The 17,135-nt window shown below is 40.3% G+C and carries 24 protein-coding genes, 1 tRNA gene and 1 rRNA gene; 16 read left to right on the forward strand and 10 right to left on the reverse strand.

Annotated features, from left to right (window positions below; all coding sequences use genetic code 11):
• The first annotated feature begins 293 nt into the window (after positions 1-293).
• From JV16_RS08395 to JV16_RS08405, 4 genes are all read left to right on the forward strand, one after another.
• Positions 294-1,520 carry an NAD(P)/FAD-dependent oxidoreductase gene (locus JV16_RS08395; RefSeq protein ID WP_035062810.1) on the forward strand — a complete coding sequence of 409 codons (1,227 nt, stop codon included), beginning with the start codon at positions 294-296 and terminating at the stop codon, positions 1,518-1,520.
• Positions 1,521-1,614: 94 nt separating this feature from the next.
• Positions 1,615-1,743: a YuiA family protein gene (locus JV16_RS15690; protein WP_021093625.1), complete on the forward strand. Its 129-nt coding sequence runs from the start codon at positions 1,615-1,617 to the stop codon at positions 1,741-1,743.
• Positions 1,744-1,800: 57 nt separating this feature from the next.
• Positions 1,801-2,124, forward strand: coding sequence for a YuiB family protein (locus JV16_RS08400; protein ID WP_009362225.1), 324 nt, complete (start codon positions 1,801-1,803; stop codon positions 2,122-2,124).
• A gap of 97 nt (positions 2,125-2,221) precedes the next feature.
• Positions 2,222-2,929 carry a 3D domain-containing protein gene (locus JV16_RS08405; RefSeq protein WP_021093624.1) on the forward strand — a complete coding sequence of 236 codons (708 nt, stop codon included), beginning with the start codon at positions 2,222-2,224 and terminating at the stop codon, positions 2,927-2,929.
• A gap of 18 nt (positions 2,930-2,947) precedes the next feature.
• Here JV16_RS08405 and JV16_RS08410 read toward each other — a convergent pair whose 3' ends face one another.
• Positions 2,948-3,532: a biotin transporter BioY gene (locus tag JV16_RS08410; RefSeq protein ID WP_021093623.1), complete on the reverse strand. Its 585-nt coding sequence runs from the start codon at positions 3,530-3,532 to the stop codon at positions 2,948-2,950.
• Positions 3,533-3,643: 111 nt separating this feature from the next.
• Here JV16_RS08410 and JV16_RS15785 point away from each other — a divergent pair, with 111 nt between their 5' ends.
• On the forward strand, positions 3,644-3,793 hold the full coding sequence (locus JV16_RS15785; protein WP_021093622.1) for a hypothetical protein: 150 nt from the start codon (positions 3,644-3,646) through the stop codon (positions 3,791-3,793).
• Here JV16_RS15785 and JV16_RS08415 read toward each other — a convergent pair.
• From JV16_RS08415 to JV16_RS08425, 3 genes are all read right to left on the reverse strand, one after another.
• Positions 3,781-4,077 carry a YuzC family spore coat inner layer protein gene (locus JV16_RS08415; RefSeq protein ID WP_021093621.1) on the reverse strand — a complete coding sequence of 99 codons (297 nt, stop codon included), beginning with the start codon at positions 4,075-4,077 and terminating at the stop codon, positions 3,781-3,783. The two genes, JV16_RS15785 and JV16_RS08415, sit on opposite strands and share 13 nt — an antisense overlap.
• 69 nt (positions 4,078-4,146) lie before the next feature.
• Complete coding sequence (locus tag JV16_RS08420) at positions 4,147-5,475, reverse strand: ArsB/NhaD family transporter (RefSeq protein WP_021093620.1); 1,329 nt, start codon at positions 5,473-5,475, stop codon at positions 4,147-4,149.
• A gap of 20 nt (positions 5,476-5,495) precedes the next feature.
• A complete protein-coding gene (locus JV16_RS08425; protein WP_021093619.1) occupies positions 5,496-5,924 on the reverse strand; it encodes a hypothetical protein in 429 nt (142 codons plus the stop codon).
• Between the two features lie 112 nt (positions 5,925-6,036).
• Here JV16_RS08425 and JV16_RS08430 point away from each other — a divergent pair, with 112 nt between their 5' ends.
• The 4 genes from JV16_RS08430 to JV16_RS08445 all read left to right on the forward strand — a co-directional run bounded on the left by JV16_RS08430 (position 6,037) and on the right by JV16_RS08445 (position 8,557).
• Positions 6,037-6,234 (forward strand): hypothetical protein, encoded by a 198-nt coding sequence (locus tag JV16_RS08430; protein ID WP_021093618.1) that lies wholly within the window; start codon positions 6,037-6,039, stop codon positions 6,232-6,234.
• A 65-nt stretch (positions 6,235-6,299) separates the two neighbouring features.
• Positions 6,300-6,800 (forward strand): superoxide dismutase family protein, encoded by a 501-nt coding sequence (locus JV16_RS08435; RefSeq protein ID WP_216367477.1) that lies wholly within the window; start codon positions 6,300-6,302, stop codon positions 6,798-6,800.
• 90 nt (positions 6,801-6,890) lie between these two features.
• Complete coding sequence (locus JV16_RS08440; RefSeq protein ID WP_042535192.1) at positions 6,891-7,391, forward strand: Lrp/AsnC family transcriptional regulator; 501 nt, start codon at positions 6,891-6,893, stop codon at positions 7,389-7,391.
• The gene (locus JV16_RS08445; RefSeq protein ID WP_021093615.1) at positions 7,391-8,557 is read left to right on the forward strand and encodes an aminotransferase; all 1,167 of its coding nucleotides are present in this window, start codon (positions 7,391-7,393) and stop codon (positions 8,555-8,557) included. The genes JV16_RS08440 and JV16_RS08445 overlap by 1 nt, the downstream gene beginning before the upstream one ends.
• Positions 8,558-8,575: 18 nt before the next feature.
• Here JV16_RS08445 and JV16_RS08450 read toward each other — a convergent pair whose 3' ends face one another.
• Positions 8,576-8,941: a helix-turn-helix domain-containing protein gene (locus tag JV16_RS08450; RefSeq protein ID WP_021093614.1), complete on the reverse strand. Its 366-nt coding sequence runs from the start codon at positions 8,939-8,941 to the stop codon at positions 8,576-8,578.
• Between the two features lie 94 nt (positions 8,942-9,035).
• Between JV16_RS08450 and JV16_RS08455 the strand changes: the two genes are divergently transcribed.
• Entirely contained in the window at positions 9,036-9,416 is a 381-nt protein-coding gene (locus JV16_RS08455; RefSeq protein WP_042535194.1) for a CvfD/Ygs/GSP13 family RNA-binding post-transcriptional regulator, read from the forward strand.
• A gap of 9 nt (positions 9,417-9,425) precedes the next feature.
• On the opposite strand, the gene JV16_RS08460 is transcribed toward JV16_RS08455, so the two are convergent.
• A complete protein-coding gene (locus JV16_RS08460) occupies positions 9,426-9,659 on the reverse strand; it encodes a DUF378 domain-containing protein (RefSeq protein WP_004892293.1) in 234 nt (77 codons plus the stop codon).
• Between the two features lie 130 nt (positions 9,660-9,789).
• On the opposite strand from JV16_RS08460, the gene JV16_RS08465 reads away from it, so the two are divergent.
• The 3 genes from JV16_RS08465 to JV16_RS08475 all read left to right on the forward strand — a co-directional run bounded on the left by JV16_RS08465 (position 9,790) and on the right by JV16_RS08475 (position 12,893).
• Positions 9,790-10,950 carry an iron-containing alcohol dehydrogenase gene (locus tag JV16_RS08465; RefSeq protein ID WP_021093612.1) on the forward strand — a complete coding sequence of 387 codons (1,161 nt, stop codon included), beginning with the start codon at positions 9,790-9,792 and terminating at the stop codon, positions 10,948-10,950.
• A gap of 110 nt (positions 10,951-11,060) precedes the next feature.
• Complete coding sequence (locus JV16_RS08470) at positions 11,061-12,410, forward strand: glucose-6-phosphate isomerase (RefSeq protein ID WP_009362211.1); 1,350 nt, start codon at positions 11,061-11,063, stop codon at positions 12,408-12,410.
• A gap of 78 nt (positions 12,411-12,488) precedes the next feature.
• The gene (locus JV16_RS08475) at positions 12,489-12,893 is read left to right on the forward strand and encodes a YugN-like family protein (RefSeq protein ID WP_009362210.1); all 405 of its coding nucleotides are present in this window, start codon (positions 12,489-12,491) and stop codon (positions 12,891-12,893) included.
• On the opposite strand, the gene JV16_RS08480 is transcribed toward JV16_RS08475, so the two are convergent.
• Positions 12,882-13,853: a potassium channel family protein gene (locus JV16_RS08480; protein ID WP_021093611.1), complete on the reverse strand. Its 972-nt coding sequence runs from the start codon at positions 13,851-13,853 to the stop codon at positions 12,882-12,884. The genes JV16_RS08475 and JV16_RS08480 overlap by 12 nt on opposite strands.
• Before the next feature lie 99 nt (positions 13,854-13,952).
• Between JV16_RS08480 and JV16_RS08485 the strand changes: the two genes are divergently transcribed.
• Positions 13,953-14,132 (forward strand): H-type small acid-soluble spore protein, encoded by a 180-nt coding sequence (locus JV16_RS08485; protein ID WP_021093610.1) that lies wholly within the window; start codon positions 13,953-13,955, stop codon positions 14,130-14,132.
• A gap of 33 nt (positions 14,133-14,165) precedes the next feature.
• On the opposite strand, the gene JV16_RS08490 is transcribed toward JV16_RS08485, so the two are convergent.
• From JV16_RS08490 to JV16_RS08500, 3 genes are all read right to left on the reverse strand, one after another.
• A tRNA-Ala gene (locus tag JV16_RS08490) sits at positions 14,166-14,238 on the reverse strand.
• A 46-nt stretch (positions 14,239-14,284) separates the two neighbouring features.
• Positions 14,285-14,908 (reverse strand): HD-GYP domain-containing protein, encoded by a 624-nt coding sequence (locus JV16_RS08495; RefSeq protein ID WP_042535196.1) that lies wholly within the window; start codon positions 14,906-14,908, stop codon positions 14,285-14,287.
• A gap of 73 nt (positions 14,909-14,981) precedes the next feature.
• Positions 14,982-15,659 (reverse strand): MgtC/SapB family protein, encoded by a 678-nt coding sequence (locus JV16_RS08500; RefSeq protein WP_021093608.1) that lies wholly within the window; start codon positions 15,657-15,659, stop codon positions 14,982-14,984.
• 52 nt (positions 15,660-15,711) lie between these two features.
• On the opposite strand from JV16_RS08500, the gene JV16_RS08505 reads away from it, so the two are divergent.
• Both JV16_RS08505 and JV16_RS08510 read left to right on the forward strand, forming a co-directional pair.
• Entirely contained in the window at positions 15,712-16,608 is an 897-nt protein-coding gene (locus tag JV16_RS08505) for a DMT family transporter (RefSeq protein ID WP_021093607.1), read from the forward strand.
• A 157-nt stretch (positions 16,609-16,765) separates the two neighbouring features.
• Positions 16,766-17,135, forward strand: a 16S ribosomal RNA gene (locus JV16_RS08510); the annotation flags it as partial.

Below are 17,135 nucleotides of genomic sequence, written 5' to 3' on the forward strand. Positions count from 1 at the left end.
GTTCATTCCTCCTAAAACGTAAATTCTCACGTATTATCATACCATAAAAAATGGTTGAACGCTTTTGTTGTTTTGAAAATTTCGACATGAACTCGACAAAAATTATGGCCAAAAATTGAACAAATAACTCTTGAAAAAGAGAGAAAAAAAGAATAAGATGTTAACGTAGAAATGACAACTTTGTTACAAAACGTTGTATTTTTTTGGTCTATTTCGTGAATAAATTCACAAACTTTTTAAACGATAAAAATCGTTCAACAAGCACAAGCTAAAAAAAATAAGAAAAGGTGGAAGTGATTCGCTTGAAGAAGCCAAATGTTGTTGTATTAGGTGCAGGTTATGGTGGATTAATGACAGTGACGCGTTTACAAAAGATGATTGGCGTCAATGAAGCAAGCATTACGCTTGTCAACAAACATGATTACCATTATGAATCAACATGGTTGCATGAGGCAGCTGCAGGAACGTTGCATCACGAGCGCGTTCGCTATGCGATTGCAGATGTCATCGATCAAAGTAAAGTAAAATTTATTCAAGATACGGTTGAAAAAATCAACCTCGAACAAAAACAAGTGTTGCTTCAAAACCATGAGCCGTTAACGTATGATTATTTAGTTGTTGCTCTTGGATTTGAATCTGAAACGTTTGGCATTAAAGGCTTAAAAGAATATGCCTTCTCGATTGCGAACGTCAACGCGGCACGTCAAATTCGCGAGCATATTGAATACCAATTTGCGACATATAGCACAGAAGAAGAAAAACGTGATGAGCGTTTGACGATTGTTGTTGGTGGTGCAGGATTTACAGGTATCGAATTTTTAGGTGAGCTTGTAAACCGCGTCCCAGAACTTTGCCGTGAATATGACGTTGATCCAAATAAAGTGCGCATCATTTGCGTAGAGGCAGCACCGACAGTTCTTCCTGGTTTTGACCCAGAACTTGTTGAATATGCGGTAAATGTTCTTGAGAAAAAAGGTGTTGAATTTAAAATTGGTACAGCGATTAAAGAATGTACACCGGAAGGCATTATCGTTAGCAAAGACGATCAAGTAGAAGAAATTAAAGCGGGAACAGTTGTATGGGCGGCTGGAGTACGTGGAAGTCACGTCATTGACGAATCAGGATTTGAAGCGATGCGCGGTCGTGTGAAAGTCGATCCGTTTTTACGTGCACCAGGACATGAAGATGTGTTTGTTGTTGGAGACTGTGCATTAATTATTAACGAAGAAACAAACCGTCCATATCCGCCAACAGCGCAAATTGCAATGCAACAAGGGGAAGTTTGTGCGAAAAACTTAGCTGTATTAATTCGTGGTCAAGGGGAATTACAACCGTTTAAACCAGACCTCAAAGGAACAGTATGTTCGCTTGGACACGATGATGCGATCGGTGTCGTATTTGGTAAGAAAATTTGGGGGGCAAAAGCAAGTGTCATGAAAAAAGTAATTGACAACCGTGCCCTTTACTTAATCGGTGGTCCAACACTTGTTGCGAAAAAAGGAAAATTCAAGCTATTATAAAAACGGGCGAAGCGACTTTTCGCTCGTTTTTTCTTTACAAATGATATATTTTTATGTATAATTATCTGAAAATTAAGAAAAAGGAGAGAGGGCTATGAATAAAACAACGTGCCAATATTGTGCGGGAAACGGTTATGTTCATGTTGCGGTTGGAGGGTCGGAAACGTGTCACTATTGTGAAGGGACAGGAGTAGAAAAAGATGAAATGGCAATGAAGCAATAATTGACTCATGTTTTCGCTTTCAGTACACTTAAAATGGTGTATTGGAGGTGAAAACGTATGGAGATGAGCATTCCTGTTTTATTTATTTCTATTTTATTGTTTTTTGTTTTATTTTTTGGTATTGGCTTTTTATTAAATATGATTTTACGAACGACGTGGACGATGGCGATATTAAGCCCGTTCGTTTTATTATTGTGGATCGATCAAATTTCTATAATGGACTATGTGACAAATCCATCCGCTTCCTTTGCTCACGTGAAAGAGCGAATAGGGTCGTTAGCGAGCGCCGATTTAATTATTTTAAGTAGCGGCATTGTAGGCGCAATCGTTTCAGGCATTGTCATTCAAACATTGCGTAAAAAAGGATATCGTATGTTTTAAACCTTCACAATCGTGGAGGTTTTTTTATTTCTCTTGCGGTGGATGTATATTTTTTTTGAATGTTGGAAAGAAATACAACCGTGGGAGGAGTGAATAAATGGGTATAAAATGGTTAAGACGAACGACCATGGTTGTATTGTTTATGTGTGCGTTCATGACGACATTTCAATCGATATCAGGCGTTGAAGCGAAGATGCTATCTGATTGGTTTTCACCTTCACGTTTTTCTTTTTTCTCGTTCAAGTCGTTGTTTTCAACGAACACGTATGAGTATGTAGCAGATCGTTTTCGTAAAAATGAAAAGCAAGTGACACAACTATCATCCCAACAAACAACAAACGAATCGTTGACGTTAGAAGAAGCATTCGATTGGTCGCAATATCCGTCCGTTACTGTTGTAGCAACAGGATATACGGCTGGAGTGGAATCAACAGGAAAAACGCCTGATCATCCGAGTTATGGGATCACGTATTCAGGTGTGCGTGTGAAACGTGATTTGTATTCCACGATCGCAGCAGATTTGAACATTTTCCCGATTGGAACGATTTTATTTATTCCAGGATACGGATATGGTGTTGTCGCAGATACAGGTTCCGCGATTAAAGGCCATAAAATTGATTTATATTACGAAACAGTAGATGATGTGTATAAACATTGGGGAAAGAAAAAAGTGAACGTATATGTCGTCAAACGCGGAGATGGAACATTATCTGAGCAAGAGATGATTGCACTGAACGAAAATGAATCGATGCAAGTGTTTCGGCAACAATATATAAAGAAAGAGGAAAAGGAAGTTGGTCTATAACCGAACTTCCTTTTCTTGTTATGCAACGTATTTGTTATATATTTGATGTTGGTTTAATGCTTTATAAATGCGTGGCGCAATGACGCCGGCAACGATTGATAAGATGATGTCTTTTGGAAGCGGAACGAGCATCCAGCTCCATGCCATCGTATACGAAAAGCCTTCTGGCGCTTCAGCCCATAGTTTAAACGCGACATACATCCAATTTGTGCCGACAACGTAGTTAATGATCATGCCGATGATAGTTGCTGTGATAAAGCGTGCTACGGAACGATTTGCACTTTTTTCAATAAGTAAACCAGTGACGTATGCTGCAAGAATAAAAGAAAGAATAAAGCCAAATGTTGGGGCAACGATCGTTGAAAACCCACCGCCAAACCGAGCGAAAACAGGTGCGCCGAATAACCCGATGAGCATATATACAGTCATTGCTATTGCTCCTCGTTTTGCTCCAAGAATGGCGCCAGCTAATACGCAAAAAAATGTTTGTAACGTAATTGGAACTCCTCCAATAACGAGAAAAGGAGCCCACGATGTAATGTTTGCTCCGATCGCCATTAACGCTGCAAACATGGCGATAAACGTTAAATCTTTCGCTCGCATTTGTTAACCTCCTTTTTTTATTTGTTAACGAAATGGTATATGATAAAACAAAAAATGTCAATACATAAGTGTAACGTACTTGTGCAACATAACAATACGGAGGGGATGACAATGAGGGAAGAGGAACAATTGCTTCGCGCAAATCGATTAGGTGCAAAAGAAGATATTATCCATGTAAGTGAAACGGATGATGGACATGATTTGCGCGATGCAACCTATATAGGTGAGAAGCAAATGGCGGCACCGAATTATCGCCAGTAAAGCAAGAAGGTGAGTTGGCAACAAGGCGACTCGCCTTTTTTTGGTGAAAGTGTAATATGAATCGTATTTGGATTAAAAGAGATTTTCATTTCCGATTCAATGCCGATGGATTGAAGTTGCTTTTGTACTTCTTCTTGTTTTGATTGTTGGGCTTTTTCCATTAACTGTTTCGCAAAAGTAGGATCGTTTGCGATTTTTGTCGAAATGGTCGTGGCATCTTTCAATATCTTTTGTATCGCTTTTGCTGATTGTGTAAATTGTGTAATATCAACGTTTGGATACATTGTTCTCCCTCCTTGGAAGCAGTATATGACGAAAAGAAAAAAACGCTCAAAGGCGAGCCTTGAGCGTTTTTATAAGTAACGAATGAAAATATACGCGTGTGAAATAAGCAAGGAAATGAGCGTCAGCGGTGCTCCGATTTTTAGAAAATCAAAGTAGCTAAACCCATGCCCTTCACGTGAAGCAATCCCCGCAACGATGACGTTTGCAGATGCTCCAATTAACGTTCCGTTTCCACCTAAACAAGCGCCAAGCGCTAACGACCACCATAAAACATCAATTTGTGCTGAGTCTGGAGATAATCCCATGCCGACAGCCATATCTTGAATAAGTGGAATCATCGTCGCAACGAACGGAATGTTGTCAATGGTTGCTGATGCGATTCCAGATACCCAAAGAATTAAGTAAGATGCGAAATGAATATCGCCTCCTGTAATTTCCAATGCTTCCTCGGCCAAACTTTTAATAAGATCAATATCGACGAGTCCACCAACAAGCGTAAACAATCCAGCAAAGAAGAAAATGGTTGTCCACTCAACTGAAGCGAATACTTCTTCTAAGTCGTGTTCTTTTACGCCGATGAGCATTAAAATGACAGCCCCTGTCATTGCGATGACTGCTGCATCGACGTGAATCACTGAATGGAGTGTAAACCCTAAAATTGTTAATCCAAGCACAGAAACGGACTTTTTCAATAGTACGGCATCTTTAATGTATTGTTTTTCATCGATTTTCATGAGCCGTTCGATGAGCGCGGCATTTGCTTGAAGACGTTTGCGATAAAACACGTACAAAATAGTAATGACAACAGCCATGATGATGAGAACAACAGGACCTAAATGAAATAAAAAGTCGTTAAACGTTAAATGTTTATTGGCTGAGCCGATCATAATGTTCGGTGGATCCCCGATTAACGTCGCCGTTCCGCCAATGTTTGAGAAAAGCACTTCAGAAATTAAAAATGGAACAGGCTCTACTTCTAACATACGTGTAATGGAAAACGTAACCGGAACGATTAATAAAACAGTTGTTACATTGTCTAAAAAGGCGGAAAGAACAGCTGTCAGCAAGGATAAAATGACTAAAATGTTAATTGGGCTTCCTTTCGCCATTTTTGCAGCTTTGACCGCAACATATTGGAAAAAGCCTGATTTACTCGTAATGCTAACAAGAATCATCATTCCGATTAAAAGCGTAATCGTCCCCCACTCGATATGATGAGTGTACGCTCGATGTAAATCAACGATGCCGAAAATGATCATAAAAGCGGCACCTAATAAAGCGATGACAGCACGATTCACTTTTTCTGAGATGATGATGGCGTATGTAATCAAAAAGATTGCAATGGCCGCATAATATTGAAAATTGTTTACTTCATGAGTGATTGCCTCATGCACCATCTTTCATTCCTTTCTATATTTCAGTTTTTTAGTGTCTGAAAGCAGCTTGGACATGTTAAATGCGTCGTGTCATCGTTTACATTGCGAATATAAAAAGAAAATCCGCAGTTCGCGCATTCGATACGTGATAAACGATCGATAAACAATTTTGTGGATGGCGATCCTTGTTTTGTTGTATCAATGACTTCCACATGTACATGTTCACGGGAATCGTCTTCTGCAAGCACTTGTCCTTCTGTTTCTTCTTTTACGCGCCAACCATGGTCTAAAATATGTTGCTCTAGTTGGCTATGAGAAGAGTTCGCTAACATATCTTCAGCTAATGCCATTAACTGTTCATTTGTCAAAGATTCGAATGGAATTTTTTGTTTTTTTTCGTTCCAATACCCTCTTAATTGCCCTTCTGTAAATACGAATGTGATAACTTTGTGGATCACGACGTTTTTCAAACGAGTACGCCTCCCTTTTTTGTTTACGAATCCAATTATATTCCTTTTTGCGAAGCGATACAATTGTCTTTATGATATAATGAGTGAGAAGATATATGGAGAGGTTGATTGCATGAATAACATTATATTTGGATTGTTTTTATACTTCCCAGAAGATAAAACAGAGTATATTCCTGCTGCCATTTCGTTTACCGCATTTTTTATTGCAGCAGTGTTGACGATGCGGTTGATTATAAAAATTTCAAAACGTCAAGAAGAAAAAGCGAAGCAATTAGAAGAACAGTTGAAAAAACAACAAATAAACGATTAAATGAATACAAACGGGGCATAATAAGCTGTAAATATGTAGTTGGAGGGCTTATTGTGCGTCAAATAATGATATGTGTCGTCTTGTTACTTGTGAGCGGATGTATGGAAGAAAAAGTGAAAAACGTCGATGTCAATATGATTAATGAAGATGGTGATTCGGTCGGGACGATTAAAATGTCGCAGCAACCTGAAGGGGTGAAACTCGACATTGGTTTAAAAGGACTGCCTCCAGGAGAACACGCGATCCATATTCATGACAAAGGAACATGCGAACCACCTACATTTCAATCAGCTGGGGAACATTTCAATCCGGAAGGAAAAGAGCACGGTCTCCTTCATCCGGAAGGAGCGCATGCAGGCGATTTACCGAATTTAATTGTAAAAGAAGATGGAACGGTAAAAGTACAATTAATGGTCCCAAATGTCAATTTATCAGAAGAGAAAAACGGCCTATTCACTAAAAACGGAACATCGATTGTCATCCACGAAGGAAAAGATGATGGGATGTCTCAGCCAGCGGGAAATGCAGGCAAGCGAATCGCATGCGGTGTGATAAAAAAACCGTAGTCGCAAGCGATGTCGTCTTGCTTATTTTTTTGAAAAAAGGCGTGCATTTTTTTCTAAATTATGTGAAAATTTATGTCAGGGGTGATTCGTGTGAAACTAACTGAAAAAGAAATTGAAATCGTTGAATTGTTAGAAAAAAACGCTCGTTTGCCGATTGATACGATGGCGAAAATGGTTTCTCTCTCCGTTTCAGAAGTAGAGGATATAATAAGAAAATTAGAAGAAGCGAAAGTGATTGTACAGTATGCAACGATCGTTGACTGGCGGAAAGTAGATGGCCATGAAGGTGTGACGGCGATGATCGATGTGAAAGTGACACCGAAGCGCGGCGTTGGATTTGACGAGGTAGCTGAACGTATTTATCGCTTTCCGGAGGTTAAGTCTGTCTATTTGATGTCTGGTGCCTACGATTTATCTGTTGTCATTGAAGGACGTTCCATGTCTGAAATTGCCCATTTTGTTTCTGAAAAATTATCGACGCTCGATTCCGTCATTTCAACGACAACCCATTTTATTTTAAAGAAATATAAGCATGACGGCACCGTGTTTGAGCAAGGTGATCAAGATCGAAGAATCGTGGTGGCTCCGTGATGCAAAAGACGAAAACGTACGTATCTGACACCGTATCACGCTTAAAACCGTCCGGTATTCGTCGCTTTTTTGATTTAGCGGCAAGTATGGAGGGGGTCATTTCACTTGGAGTTGGCGAGCCGGATTTTATTACCCCTTGGAGTGTGCGGGAGGCTTGCATTTTATCATTAGAACAAGGATATACATCATATACAGCGAACGCAGGTTTATGGGAGTTAAGAAAAGAAATTAGCGACTATGTAGCGCGCCGTTTTCACGTGTTATATGATCCAGCTGATGAAATAATTGTGACGGTTGGGGCAAGTCAGGCGCTCGATGTGTCTCTTAGAGCTATTTTAAATCCAGGTGATGAAGTGATTGTTGTTGAGCCGAGCTTTGTTTCATACGCACCGCTTGTTTCATTAGCTGGGGGTGTGCCAATTCCCATTCAAACGAGTGGGAAACATCAATTCAAATTGCAACCAGAACAAATTGAACAAGTTGTGACACCGAAGACGAAAGCATTAATCATTTGTTCGCCAAATAATCCGACAGGCACCGTGTTAAATGCCGAAGAACTGGCGCAAATTGCTCGCATTGTAGAAAAGCATGATTTGCTTGTCATTTCAGATGAAATTTATGCGGAGTTATGCTACGAAGAACAATACACAAGTTTTCCGGCAATTGATCGCATGCGAGAGAGAACAATTTTAATTAATGGATTTTCGAAAGGTTTTGCGATGACAGGTTGGCGCCTCGGATTTATTGCTGCACCGAGAGAATTAGCTACCGCGATGTTAAAAATTCATCAATACACGATGATGTGTGCACCGACGATGGCGCAATATGCTGCCATTGAAGCATTACAAAATGGAGCGGCTGATGTCGAACAAATGAAAAAAAGCTATCGGCAACGACGTAACTTTTTTGTTCAATCATTAAACGAAATCGGTCTTTCTTGCCATATGCCGGGAGGGGCATTTTATGCATTTCCGTCCATTCGGTCAACAGGCATGACATCAGAGCGGTTTGCGGAGCGATTATTGTTAGAGGAAAAAGTAGCTGTCGTTCCCGGTCACGTGTTTGGAGTAAGTGGAGAAGGATATATTCGTTGTTCATATGCATCATCGCTCGAACAGTTGCAAGAGGCTATTCGGCGCATGAAGCGATTTCTTGAACGACTGTAAAAGAAAGCTGACGCATTGTCAGCTTTCTTTGTTGTATTTCAGTTCATATAACATTTGCATGACGCGCAAAAAGTCTTCTTCGCTAAATTCTTTCGCTTTTCGCAAAATAAGTTTTGCGCGTTTAATGCCAATGTCTTTAATTAAATATTCGATTTCTGGATCGATACTAGATGAATTCGATAAATCGGCACGCTCTAATAATTCAGATGCAGGGACATCGAGAGCAGTGCAAAGTTTTAAAATGGTTGGTGTGTCAGGGACTTGTTCCCCAGATTCGTATTTTTGAATGGTCGCTACCCCTACTCGAACTTTCATCGCCAACTCTTGTTGTGACATATTTCGCTGTTCGCGATACATGCGAATATTTTCGCCGATTGTACTCATTTATTCTCCCACCTCTCCAAAATTCGTTTACATATTTATCATACCATGTTCCAGTTTATACTCGTGCACAAAATTAACACTTTTTAAGTGAATTATGTTACAATTTTTCAAAAAACGAGGAGTGTTTCATTTGGAGTGGAAGGAAGGTGCGATTGTTACGGGTATTGTGACGGGAATACAGCCATACGGGATATTTGTATCGCTTGACGAACGAACTCAAGGACTCATTCATATTTCAGAAATTACAGATGGGTACGTAAAAAATATTTATGATTATGTGGATGTGGGGGATTCTGTTCGGGTGAAAATTATCGCGATCGATGAAAAAACAAAGCGAATTAGCTTATCGTTGCGTGATGTTGATCATGACACAACAAATATTGAGACTCCTTTAGGATTTCAACCGTTAAAAATGCAACTAGAAAAATGGATTGCGGAAGCGAAAAAAACATACAACTCACCGAGTGATCGGTGAGTTGTATGTTTATGTTCTCGACATTTTTGGTTCTGTACGTCCGAGTTCCTCCGTCGGTTTAAACAGTAATACGAGGTTAATGAGCCCGGCAATTCCGACGAGAGCGTAAACAATGCGTGCAAACGCCGATGCTTGACCGCCGAAAATGGCTGCTACAAGATCGAAGCGGAAAAAGCCAATGAGCCCCCAGTTCAGCGCTCCAATAACAGTAAGCAATAGTGCAATTCGTTGTAACGTACTCATGTTCATCCTCCTTTAAAATATCGTATTCACTTATAGAATGAATCATTTTGAGAGAAGTATGCATAAGAAAATGCAATTTTCTTTACTTCTTTGTTTCTTTTGGAAATAATGAAAGGAAGGAGGGATGAACATGGAAAATTTTATTTTTCATAATCCAACGAAATTAATTTTCGGTAGAGGACAAATTGAACATTTGAAAAAGGAACTTCATTCGTATGAACACATTTTAATTGTATATGGCGGAGGAAGCATTAAGAAAAACGGCGTATATGATGATGTCGTATCTATTTTGCGTTCATTGAATAAGTCTTGGTCCGAGCTAGCGGGTGTCGAACCAAATCCTCGTTTATCTACTGTTCAAAAAGGAATTCACATTTGCCGTGAAGAGAAAGTCGATTTTATTTTAGCAGTAGGCGGAGGAAGTGTCATCGATTGTGCCAAAGCCATTGCAGCAGGTGCATTATATGATGGAGAGGCATGGGATTTTATTTCGCGAAAGGCGACGGTTGAGCGAGCGCTGCCAATTGGAACAGTATTAACGCTAGCTGCGACAGGATCGGAAATGAATGCAAATTCCGTTATTACAAATTGGGAAACGAAGGAGAAATACGGATGGAGTAGTCCAGCTGTTTTCCCTCAATTTTCGATTTTAGATCCTGTTTATACAACAACTGTTCCGAAAGATCATACAGTGTATGGCATCGTTGACATCATGTCGCACGTATTAGAACAATATTTTCACCATGCGCCAAATACGCCATTACAAGATCGAATGTGCGAAGCCATTTTACGAACAGTCATTGAAACCGCACCAAAACTCATAGAAGATTTACAAAATGTTGATCATCGTGAAACGATTTTATATTGTGGAACAATGGCTTTAAATGGAATTTTACGCATGGGGCTACGCGGTGATTGGGCGACACATAATATTGAGCATGCTGTGTCAGCAGTGCATGACATTCCACACGCAGGTGGGCTAGCTATTTTATTCCCAAATTGGATGAAGCACGTGCTTGATGAACATATCGATCGTTTTAAGCAGCTAGCTGTTCGGGTGTTTGATGTTTATCCAGAAGGCAAAGGAGATCGAGAAATTGCGCTAGAAGGAATTGAAAAACTTCGGGCGTTTTGGAACAGATTAGGTGCTCCTTGTCGATTAGCAGATTATCATATCGGTGAAGAATCATTGCCAATAATAGTAGAAAAAGCGATGGCGTTCGGCCCATTTGGTAATTTTAAAAAGTTACATCATGATGATGTCATGACGATTTTACAAGCCTCATTGTAAAGTGCGAAAAATGTCATAATGAATCCGTTTACATTGTTTTCGTGAACTTGATCCTCGCTGTTTATTTCGCTAAAGTGAAAGAGGATACAATCATTGAGGAGGAAACGTACATGACGCATATTCAGTTTGACTATTCAAAAGCGTTGTCTTTTTTTGGTGAACATGAATTAACGTATTTGCGTGATGCAGTGAAAGTGGCGCATCATGCCCTTCATGAGAAAACAGGACAAGGAAACGACTTTTTAGGATGGATTGATCTCCCTGTCGCATATGATCGCGAAGAGTTTGCTCGCATTCAACAAGCAGCGAAAAAAATTCAAGAAGACTCTGATGTATTGTTAGTCGTCGGCATCGGTGGTTCTTATCTTGGTGCTCGTGCGGCAATTGAGATGTTGCAACATTCTTTTTACAACGCGCTCCCGAGCGAAAAACGAAAAACACCGCAAATTATTTTCGTCGGCAACAACATTAGTTCTACATATATGCGCGATGTTATGGATTTACTGGAAGGAAAAGATTTTTCAATTAACGTCATTTCGAAATCAGGAACGACGACAGAACCAGCGATTGCATTCCGTATTTTCCGTAAACTTCTTGAAGAAAAGTACGGAAAAGAAGAAGCGCGCAAACGCATTTACGCCACGACAGACCGTGCGCGTGGGGCGTTAAAAACGTTAGCGACTGAAGAAGGATATGAAACGTTTGTCATTCCAGATGATGTAGGTGGCCGTTACTCTGTTTTAACAGCGGTCGGGTTATTGCCGATTGCCGTAAGCGGAGCGGATATTGAAGCGATGATGAAAGGTGCTGCCCAAGCTCGCGAAGATTTCAGCAAATCGGAACTAGAAGAAAACATTGCTTATCAATATGCTGCTGTACGTAATGTGCTATACAACAAAGGAAAAACAATTGAGATGCTTATTAACTACGAGCCAGCGCTACAATATTTTGCTGAATGGTGGAAGCAATTGTTTGGTGAAAGTGAAGGGAAAGATCAAAAAGGCATTTTCCCAGCTTCAGCAAACTTTTCGACAGACCTTCATTCGTTAGGGCAATATGTGCAAGAAGGTCGTCGCGACTTGTTTGAAACTGTATTAAAAGTAGAAACACCACGTCATGAATTGACGATTGAGGCAGAAGATAACGACTTAGATGGATTAAACTATTTAGCAGGAAAAACAGTTGATTTTGTCAACACAAAAGCGTTTGAAGGGACATTGTTAGCACATACAGACGGTGGTGTACCAAACTTAGTTGTAACGCTACCACGATTAGATGAATATACATTCGGTTATCTCGTTTACTTCTTTGAGAAAGCGTGTGCGATGAGCGGCTATTTGCTTGGAGTCAATCCGTTTGATCAGCCGGGTGTAGAAGCATACAAAGTGAACATGTTTGCCCTTCTCGGTAAACCTGGATACGAAGAGAAAAAGGCTGAGCTTGAAAAACGATTGAAATAATGAAAAAAAGAGCTTTTCCTGGGTGCAGGGAAAGCTCTTTTTTTGGGCATGATAACAAGCAGAGGAGGAGTGATCGATATGATTGAAATTCCATCTGCATTAGAGGGAAAAACGTTTTTATTAAATGTGTTAGAACAAGAATTAAAGCCACTCGGCTATGTGATCGGTGGAAATTGGGATTACGATCACGGTTCGTTCGACTATAAGATGGCGGATGATGTTGGGTACCAATTTTTACGCCTTCCATTCGTCGCGATCGATGGACAACTGGATTCGTATGGGGCAACGGTTGAATTGAAGCGCCCATACGTCTTATGCCATAAATATCAGCGTGGCTTAGATGACAATGTGCATATTGGGAATATAAACGCATCATTTAATCAATTTTCTGAGCCAGAAGATCCCGATGCAACGGTACCAGATCAATATGTAGCGATGGCAAAAACGCTCGTCAAAGATTTAGAAGAACGGTTATTGCGCTAATACGATAAGTTCATCAGTCGACTGAATGATCGTATGAGATGGTGGATTAATTACAACATGTTGATTGTTTGCGACACCGATAAGCAATATATCTTCTTTTTTTAATTCCGTGAGCATTGACGCAAAAGACATCCCGATCCATTCGTCGCGCACAGCTAGCCGTTTGATCGAGTGTTTTTTGAATTGCTCGACGTCGTTTAACACGTTTGGGGATGAAAGGCAATTGGCCATTAAAAAGCTGATCCATTTATTTGTTTCAATTGTTTCATCTGCCCCAGCGCGCTTGGCATTATCAACTTGGGGAGTTGTTAATATTTCCACAACAGTATACACGGATGGATGAAGTGCTTTCACTGTTAAAAGGGTGACGATGGATCCTAAATCGGCCTCCGTTTCGTTTTTATGTTGGTTGGCAGTAATAATGACGGTGCGAGCTTCAAATACGTTTGCTTTTTTCCACACATCGTCATGCGTCGGATTTCCTTTAATGAAATGAACGTGTTTCGGAACATCCCAACGTTTTAGTGTTTCATCGATCACGAGACACGGAATGTTGGACGGCATGAGAGCAAGTAGCTGGCGAACGCGTTCATTCCAACCGACTAAGATGACATGTCCCCCTTTTGTATAAGGGAGTTCACCAGTTGATAAAGCATTTTCTTTTGAAATTGCTTTTGTAGATAGCGTGACAAAATAAGCCGAGACAAAAGCTGTACCGAGCAAAATAAGAGTGATCGCGACAAGTTTACCACTTAATGTTTTCGGTACGAGGTCGCCATAACCAATCGTTGTTGTTGTAATTAACGCCCACCATATGCCGTCGAATGCTGTTAAAAATGTTTTTGGCTCAACGATATGAATGATTATCCCAAATAAACAGATGATTGTTGTAATGGTGAATATGATTCGTATCAGTGGAGAAAGTCGCCAATATGAAGCGAGAAATTCATACCATCTCATCTATTTTCCCTCCCGTTTTATCATTGTAGACGAGATGGTGCTATTTCTTACATATTTTTTCTTTAAAAACAAATGATATAAACGAAAGGAGGGACGTTGATGGATATGCACCGCGTGAAACAAATTGTTTCTTCACCAGATGATATTCGGGTATGTTATCACGGTCAATCTGTTTGGATTGATGGGTACGATGAAACAAATCGAACAGCTACCGTACATATGCGTGGTCGGGAACATGAACGCCACATCGTTCCAGTGGAAGAACTAACAGAAGAGTAAAAGAAAAACCCTTGCGATGCAAGGGTTTTTTGATGGAGCATACCGGGTTCGAACCGGTGACCTTCGCGCTGCCAGCGCGACGCTCTCCCAACTGAGCTAATGCCCCTTTTCGTTTATATTTTAAAAACATTTTGTTTTTTCGTCAATCGATATTAAGAAATCATGGGGATTGCTTGCATAATTGTTTCGCTATTTTGTTCAATTGAAATCTCAGTATTTTCCATCCACTCTAAAAAGGAAGATGTTAATTGTGGATCGAATTGTGTTCCTGCTTCTCTTTTGATTTCTTCATAAGCTTCTTCCCATGTAAGTGATGCGCGATATGGCCGAATGCCTGTCATTGCTTCAAGTGAATCAGCTAACGCCACGAGACGAGCGAGAAAAGGGATGTTCTCTCCTTTTTGGTTATATGGATATCCATTTCCATCCCATCGTTCATGGTGGTATAAAACAATATGAGAAATTTCAGATGAAACATGGTAATGTTGTAATATTTGTATACCGAATAGTGGATGTTTTTTCATTTGAGCAAATTCTTCTTCAGAGAGTTTCCCTCTTTTTGTTAAAATATGAACAGGAATGTGTAATTTCCCGATATCGTGAATGAGTGCTCCAAATTGAAGCTCTCGCTTTTCTTCATCAGTGAGTTTCAAAAACGAAGCAAAAGATAAAGCGATTTTCGTCACTCGATATGAATGAAGGAAAGTTAGCTCGTCCTTTTTTGAGAGCTGGCGCATAAGGAAGCAAAGTTCCATATTTTTTATAATAGAGGACATGTCGTTCTCCACCTTTTTGTTTCGAAGGAAATTTTCATCATATATACTAATATAAATGAGAATCATTTTCAAGCTAAATATTTTCGATATCGACGCCACGAACAGAAGGAATTTGATGAACAAACTCGTATACATCTGTTGTTGCGCGTTTTTGATCGACAGATACTTTTAATTCAACAAAGTGATTTCCGTTATCTAAGTCTTTTATGCGCACCGTTTTAATGCGGATATTTTTTTGTTTAATCGTATCGATGACTTCAGACATTTTCGTTGCATCTAGCACGGTGAGTTTCACAGAAAGCTCTTTTTCCCTTAGTTGTTTCGGACCGAAAACGGTTGTTATAAGCGGAATAAGCTCGACGCTAGCGATAAGGAAGATGACGCACAATATCGCTTCGATATAAAAGTTTGCCCCCACAGCGATTCCGACACCTGCGGCTCCCCAAATGAGCGCGGCAGTTGTTAAACCGGAAATGCTATCGTTTCCGCGGCGAAGAATAACACCTGCGCCGAGAAAGCCGATACCTGATACAATTTGAGCAGCGAGGCGAAGTGGATCCATATTTATATGGTCGCTTTTTGGAAATGTGTATGCTGATTCGATTGAAACGATTGTTAACAAACAACTGACAATCGAAATAACGAGGCAAGTTTTAAGACCAACTGGTTTTCGCTTTAATTCTCGTTCTAGACCGATAACGAGCCCGAGAACAGCAGAGATTCCGAGTTTCATGAGTACATGGGCGTCCATGAGACATTCCTCCTTTTCTTTGTAATTAAGTATATTCGAAAGGATGACGAACATGAAGGCGTATATCGCATTAATTATTGGAGCACTTTCTATTTCCACTTCAGCGATTTTTGTCAAATTTACAGATGCTCCGTCAGCTGTTATCGCATTTTATCGCCTCTTTTTCGCAGTTGTTTTCATGACTCCGTTGTTTATTGTAAAACATATACGTGAAACGAAACAGATGAATAAAAAAGATTGGGCTTTTGCGGTGTTGTCTGGAACATTGCTTGCGTTTCATTTTATTCTTTGGTTTGAATCGCTTCGTTACACATCCGTTGCAAGCTCCGTCGTTTTAGTTACGTTGCAGCCGATATTCGCTTTTGTTGGTGGATTTTTCTTTTTCAAGGAAAAGATGACGATGAGTGAATGGGTAAGTGCGCTACTTGCAATTTTAGGTAGCGTCATTATTAGCTGGGGGGATTTTCGCGTAAGTGGTGAAGCACTTTATGGGGATATGCTTGCATTGATTGCGTGTGCTATGGTCACGGGCTATTGGTTAGTCGGTCAACATTTACGAAAGCAATTTTCTCTAATTACATATACGTATATCGTTTATGGCATTGCGTCACTCGTATTAAGTGTATATGTATCGTTGTTTCGTTATTCATTTTTGTCGTATAATGCGAATGACTGGTGGTGCTTCGTTTTGCTGGCGGTTATTCCGACATTATTCGGGCATTCTCTTTTTAATTGGGCGATGAAATGGGTAAATGCAGCAATGGTATCCATGGCTATTTTATTTGAACCGATTGGAGCCATTATATTAGCTTATATATGGTTGGACGAAAAAGTTTATTTATCGCAAGGAATAGGCTCGTTTTTTATCATCGTTGGGATTGGAGCGTATATCCTCGGAAAACATATAAAAAACAATAAAAAAATAGTTGCATTTCAAAAAAGAACATGATATATTTTAAATCGTCGCTGTTGTGATGCGATAATAAAAAATCGTTCTTGACATTAAAAAGACGATGTGATAAATTGAAAAAGTCGCAAAAAAAACGACAAGATGTTCCTTGAAAACTGAACGAAGCGAAAAGCGTACAAAAGCTAAGGATAACTTTTCTATGGAGAGTTTGATCCTGGCTCAGGACGAACGCTGGCGGCGTGCCTAATACATGCAAGTCGAGCGGACGATTCAAAAGCTTGCTTTTGAATCGTTAGCGGCGGACGGGTGAGTAACACGTGGGCAACCTGCCCTGTAGACGGGGATAACACCGAGAAATCGGTGCTAATACCGGATAACACGGAAGACCGCATGGTTTTTCGTTGAAAGGCGGCGCAAGCTGTCGCTACAGGATGGGCCCGCGGCGCATTAGCTAGTTGGTGAGGTAACGGCTCACCAAGGCGACGATGCGTAGCCGACCTGAGAGGGTGATCGGCCACACTGGGACTGAGACACGGCCCAGACTCCTACGGGAGGCAGCAGTAGGG

Source organism: Anoxybacillus ayderensis (genome assembly GCF_000833605.1).
Lineage (GTDB): Bacteria > Bacillota > Bacilli > Bacillales > Anoxybacillaceae > Anoxybacillus > Anoxybacillus ayderensis.